The 6,052-nt window shown below is 76.3% G+C and carries 4 protein-coding genes; all 4 read right to left on the bottom strand.

Annotated elements, in window-relative coordinates; translation table 11 throughout:
• Positions 1-63 precede the first annotated feature (63 nt).
• Complete coding sequence (locus tag ACWGKU_RS36820) at positions 64-2,715, bottom strand: ComEC/Rec2 family competence protein (protein ID WP_452180989.1); 2,652 nt, start codon at positions 2,713-2,715, stop codon at positions 64-66.
• 57 nt (positions 2,716-2,772) lie between these two features.
• The gene (locus ACWGKU_RS36815) at positions 2,773-3,492 is read right to left on the bottom strand and encodes a helix-hairpin-helix domain-containing protein (protein ID WP_452180988.1); all 720 of its coding nucleotides are present in this window, start codon (positions 3,490-3,492) and stop codon (positions 2,773-2,775) included.
• A gap of 471 nt (positions 3,493-3,963) precedes the next feature.
• Positions 3,964-4,809 carry a DegV family protein gene (locus tag ACWGKU_RS36810; RefSeq protein ID WP_452180987.1) on the bottom strand — a complete coding sequence of 282 codons (846 nt, stop codon included), beginning with the start codon at positions 4,807-4,809 and terminating at the stop codon, positions 3,964-3,966.
• Positions 4,810-4,892: 83 nt separating this feature from the next.
• Complete coding sequence (locus tag ACWGKU_RS36805; RefSeq protein WP_452180986.1) at positions 4,893-5,684, bottom strand: hypothetical protein; 792 nt, start codon at positions 5,682-5,684, stop codon at positions 4,893-4,895.
• Positions 5,685-6,052 lie beyond the last annotated feature (368 nt).

The following is a 6,052-nucleotide window of genomic DNA, read 5'->3' as shown; positions in this document are numbered from 1 at the left end:
CCCACCACCCCCTTCTACTTTCCATGCCCCCACGTGATTGGTGGGAGGAGGAGAGCGCGGGGGTCAGGTGGGCGGGGCTCGGGGGGTGCCTGGGGTCTGCTCGGGGTGGGCGTGGGGTGCGGGGCCGTGCCCGTCAGCGCCACCGGGCCCGGCGTCGGCGCCGGGACGGCGGGCCGCGTGGGCGGGCCGGGGACGGACGGCGACGCCGAGGGTGGCCGGGGAGTCGCCCGTCACCGCGATGTCCCCCTCCCGGTCGGTGCGCAGCACGGTGGCGCCGAGTGCGCGCAGGTGGTCGACCGTCCTCGGGGACGGGTGACCGTACGGGTTGCCCTCGCCGCAGGAGATGAGGGCCAGCCGGGGCCGCAGGGCACCCGCCAAGTCCCAGTCCTGGTGGGCCGATCCGTGATGCGCCACCTTCACGACATCGGCCTTCCCCATCCGGCCCAGCAGTGCCGACTGGGCCTGCGGTTCGAGATCGCCGAGCAGTGCCATCCGTAGTCCTCCTGTCAGTGCCACCATCAAGGCGACGCTTGCGTTGTTCGGGCCCGGCGCCTCGACCGCCGAGCCGGGGACGGGCCACACCACGTCCCAGGCCAACCCGGCGCCGGCCGACCGCCGTTCACCTCGACCGGCTCTCAGCAGCGGGAGGCCCGCGCCTGCCGCCCAGCCCGCCACCCGGGCGGCCTCGCCCGGTGGATCGTCCAAGGTGGTGCCCTCGACCGCGCCGACCCTGCGGCCCCGCAGCACCCCCGGCACGCCCTCGACGTGGTCGGCGTGGAAGTGCGTCAGCAGCAGTAAGGGAACCGTCGTGATGCCGAGGTCGCGCAGGCATCTGTCCGCGGCGTTCGGATCCGGCCCGGCGTCGATCACCACCGCGCTGTCCGGCGCCCCCGCCGCCAGGGCCAGCATGTCTCCCTGTCCGACGTCGCACATCACCAATCGCCACCCCGGTGGCGGCCAGCCGGTGGCGATCCGGGTGAGCTGCGGCGGGCGCAGCAGCACGGCCAGCAGGACCGCCGTCAGCGCCCCCGTCACCAGGGCCCGCGCCCAGCGCCGCCGCCCGAACGCCGGCGGCGGGCTGCCGGGCTGCGCCCGTCGGGGCAGCAGGAGCGGCGCCGCCCAGCAGCCGGCCAGGACGGCCATCGCGACCGTCGCCGTCCCGAACCACCCTCCCGGCCAGTCCAGTTGGCCGCCCGGAATCCCGGCACCACGGCGTGCCACGAGGGAGAGCCAGCCGGCCGGCACTCCGGCCGGTTCCGCGAGCAGACGGGCCAGGTCCGGAAGGAGCGGCTGCAGGGCGAGCACCCCGAAGCCGAGCAGCGTCGCCGGGGCCACCGCCGGCTCGGCCAGCAGGTTGCAGGGGATGCCGACCAGGCTGATGTGCCCGGACAGCACCACCGTCACCGGCGCGCACAGGGCCTGGGCGGCCGCCGTGGCCGCGAGCGCGCCTGCCAGGTGGTACGGCCAGCGGCGGGCCCGCAGGGCCTCGGCCCAGTGCGGTCCGAGGACGAGCAGCCCGGCGGTGGCGAGCACCGACAGCAGGAAGCCGAACGAGCGGGCCAGGAACGGGTCCAGCAGGACCAGCACCAGGACCGCTCCGGCGAGCGCGGGCACCGCCTTGCGGGGACGGCCGGCGGCCAGGGCCAGCATGCCGATCAGCCCCGTCCCGGCGGCCCGCAGCACGCTGGGCTCGGGCCGGCAGACGGTGACGAAGGCCAGGGTCAGCGCGGTGCCGAGCAGCGCACCGGTGCGCAGTGACAGCCCCAGCAGCGCGGCCAGCCCGTGCCGTTCCGGGGTGCCGGCCTGCCCGGGCGCGCCCAGCAGCGCACCGAGGACGATCGCCAGGTTGGCCCCGCTGACCGCCACCAGGTGGACCAGGTCGGTGGCCCGGAAGGCGTCGTCGAGGTCGTCGGGCAGTCGAGAGGTGTCGCCGACCACCAGCCCCGGGAGCAGCCCGCGCGCGTCCGCCGGAAGTCCGTCGGTGGCCGTGCGCAGGCCTTCGCGCAGCCGGCCGGCGATCCGCTGGGGCAGGCTCGGCGGCGCCAGCTGCCGGGGCTGCCCGTGGACGACCAGCAGCGCGGCCGACTCGGTGTCATGCCCCTCCCCCGCCGGCCGCACCTCGGCCTCCGCCGCCAGCCGCTGGGACGGGAGCACCCGCTGCCAGGGCTCGCTCCGCGCCCCTCGGACCATGACCGTCACCGGCGTCCGCGTGCGGGTGCTCCGCCCGTCCGGGAGCAGGGTGACGCGGTCGGCCACCGCCTCGACGGTGAGGAGCGCCTGCCCGGCGGCGGGGCCGCCCCGGGAGACGTGGGCCTTCGGGTCCCCCGTGATCGTCAGCTCCACCTCCACCACCGGGGACGGCGTTCCCGGCTCGGCGGCCACGGACGCGCGGGCGAGCTCCGGCAGCGGCCCCCGGTGGAGGTCGGAGGTGTGCAGCGGGGTGGCGATCGCGGCCGCCGCGCCGGTGAGCAGGACGGCGGCCAGCGTCGCCGAGGACCCGCGCCGGCGCAGGACCCCCGGCCGGGTGAGCAGCAGGACGGCCGCCAGCACGGCAAGGCCGGCCGCGGTGAGGGCGAGGGCCTCGTACCCCGGTTCCAGACCAAGGAGCGCCGCCGTGACCGTCCAGGCCGAGACGGCGGGCAGCAGCAGCCGGAAGTCGGCGCCCGCGGAGCGGGGCGCGGCGGCCGGACCGGCCGGCGTGGTGGCGGCGGACATGGCGGTACCTCCCTTCGGTGGCCGGGGAAGCGGGCGGGGACGACGGCAGTGGCGGCGTCAGAGGGTGAGGAGCGGGCGGAGTTCCGCGTACGTGCGGGCGCCGATGCCGCTGACCTGCCGGAGTTGGTCGAGGGAGCGGAAGGAGCCGTGCGAGGTGCGGTAGGCGAGGATGCGCTGGGCGAGGGTGGGGCCGACGCCGGGAAGGGTGTCGAGCTGTTCGAGCGTGGCGCGGTTGAGGCTGACGGGTGGTCGGGGCGCGGCGGGGCCCGGAGGTCCGCTCCCGCTGCCGACGGCCGGGGCGGGGGCGGGCCCCGGTTCGCCGACCAGGATCTGCTCACCGTCCGTCAGGATGCGGGCCAGGTTGAGGCTCCTGGTGTCCGTCTCCGGCAGCGGCCCGCCTGCCGCCCGCAGGGCGTCGGCCACCCGGGAGCCGCCGGGCAGGGTGTGCAGGCCGGGGAGGTGGACCCGCCCGCCGATGTCCACCACGACCTCTGCCCCGGCACCGGCGGCAGGCCCGGCCCTGGGGTCGACGGCGGAGGCGTCGGCGGGAGCGGGCGGCTCGACTCCCGCCGGTGCCGCGACGGCCGCCGGCGCGGGCACGGCGACCGTCTCCGGCCGGGCCAGCCAGAAGTGCTGTACGGCGTAGCCGACCGCGAACAGCAGCAGGATGGCCAGCCCGGCCACCGCGCGCCGGTCGAGCGCCAACGCCGAGCCGAGCGGGGGGAACGAGGCGAACGAGGGGACTCGCGGACGTGCTCCGGCCTCCGGTGGATCCACAGCGTCACCCGGATCCACAGTGTCACCCGGATCCGGCGCGGCACCCGCGTCCGGCGTTGCCGGCACCGCCGCCGGCACCGCTGCCTGAGACGGCAACGACGGGCCGCCGGCAGCCGCCGCCCGGCCCCTTGTCGGCGATGCGGCCGACCCCGGGGAGCCCCCGCCGGCGCCGCCCTCCGGCTCGTCACCCGCCGGCTCGTCACCCGCCGGCAGCAGCGCGGCCATCCGCAGCCGTACCGTCTCGTCGATCGCATGGCGCTTCGCCGCGCCCAGGCCCATGGTCGTCATGCCGAGGACGGTAGGAGTCCTCCGGCGAGCGCACGGAAATCAACCAAACCCTGTGGACAACCCGGGGGTTGTGGATAAAAAGTGTCACTCACAGGAGTGAGCATGGCCGTCCGAAATTGACCAGCCGACCAAGCAACCGGGCACCCAGCCGGACCGCCCGACACCGGCAACCACCCGCACCACTCAGCGCGGCGCGACCACCACCGCCAGCAGCCCCGGCCCGACGTGCGCGCCGATCACCGCCCCCACCTCGCCCACGTACAGCTCCCGCAGCCCCGGCACCCGGGCCCGCAGCCGCTCCGCGAGCGGTTCGGCCCGGTCCTCGGCCGCCAGGTGGTGCACGGTGATGTCGACCTCCTGCTCCCCCGACCGCTCGACCGCGATCTCCTCCAGCCGCGCGATCGCCCGCGACGCCGTCCGCACCTTCTCCAGCGGCTCGATCCGCCCGCCGTCCAGGTGCAGCAGCGGCTTGACCGCCAGGGCCGAGCCGAGCAGCGCCCGCGCCGCCCCGATCCGGCCGCCGCGCCGCAGGTGCTCCAGGGTGTCGACGTAGAAGAACCCGCTGGTCCGGGCCGTCCGCCGCTCGGCCGCCTCGGCCGCCTCCGCCAGGCCCTGCCCGGCCGCGATGGCCTCGGCCGCCGACAGCACCCCGTACCCGAGCGCCATCCCGACCAGCCGGCTGTCCACCACCCGCACCGGTACGGGAGCCTCGGCGGCGGCCAGCCGGGCGGCCTCGACGGTGCCGGACAGTTCCCCGGAGATGTGCACCGAGACGATCCCCTTCGCCCCGGCCTCGGCGGCCGCCCGGTAGGTGGCGGCGAAGGTCTCCGGGTTCGGCCGGGAGGTGGTCACCCGCTGCTTGCCGCGCAGCGCCTCGGCGACGTCCTTCGGGGAGATCTCGACGCCCTCGCTCAGGACCGAGTCACCGACCGCGACGCTCAGCGGGACCACCGTGATCCCGTGCCGGTCGAGGGTCTCCTGCGGCAGATAGGCCGTGGAATCGGTGACAAGCGCGAGGTCGGAGGGCATGAGCCGGAGGTTACTCCCCGCCGGTCCGGGAGGACAGCGCCCGGTCCGGGCACCGGCCGAAGGCCTCGCGCCGCCCCGTCGGCTCAGCCTGCCGAGGGCCCCGTCGAAGGCCCGGCCGAGGGCTTGCGCAGCCGCTGCGCCAGCTTGGCCAGCGGATCGGCGAGCCCGAGCAGCTCCTCGGCACTCGCACGCCCCTTCCCGTCGGTCAGCCGGGCCCGAGCCGCACTCCCGGCCGCACCGCCGGAACCGCCGGAACCCGAAGCACCCCGAGCACCCGAAGCACCCGGAGCACCCGAAGCCTGGCCGGAGGACGCACCCCCCGCGGTGTCCCAGTGCCGCAGCGCCCCCGCCTCGCTCTCGCACTCCTGGCTCAGCCGGCTCAGCTCGTCGTCCGCGAACCGCTGCATCCGGTCCTGCGCCGCCCAGCGCATGGTCTCCGCCGAGTGCGTGATCCGCTCGGCCCGCTCGCGCAGCTCGGGCAGCTTGGCGGCGATCCGCGCGGTCTCCGGCTCACGCTCCAGCATCCGCAGCTCGCCGTCGAGCTCGGCGGCGTGCTCGTCGAGCCGCTTCAGCAGGGCGAGCGACTCGCCGAGCTGGCCGTCCTGCGCGAGGCCGCTCTCCAGCACCTGCCGGGTGCCGTCGAGCGAGGTCCGCAGGCGGAGCCGGACGGAGGCGATCTGTGCGGACGGGCCGACCTTGGTGTACGTCTTCGCCTTGAGGGTGGCGGTCTCCACGGCCCGGCGGGCGTTGGCCTCGTGCTTCTCGATCTTCGCGCCGACGGCCTTGGCGGCCTTGACCGTGCCGACCACGGCCAGCACCGTCACCGCGACCCCGAAGAGCAGGACCAGGCCGATCATCACGCCGAACACGTCCATCGCGCGCCACCTTCCGCCGTCGTTCCGGCCCCCACCGGGCCCAACGCGGGCCGCAATTGCCGAGGGTTCCACGGTAGCCGCCGGAAGCCGTCCGGGGGCAGCCCGAGCGGCCCCCGCGGACGGAGATCAGGGTCAGATCCGGGATCTCCCCGAGGGTCCCCGACCGCCGCGGAAAGCCCCCGCGAGCACCCTCCGGCCCCTCCGCGCAACGCCGGGCGGGAAACCCCTCCTGCCCCCACCTCCCGCAAAAACGCCGGGCGGGCGCCCCCACAGAAGGCCCCCCCCCCCCCCCGCCCACGCAGGCACGGCAGCCCCACCCCGCCCGACGCGATCAAACACACCCGCGCCGCTCGCATATAAACAAAACC

The organism is Kitasatospora sp. NPDC054768 (assembly GCF_053612025.1).
Note: the sequence above shows the minus strand (reverse complement) of the source record. Positions and strands in the feature narration are given on the sequence as shown.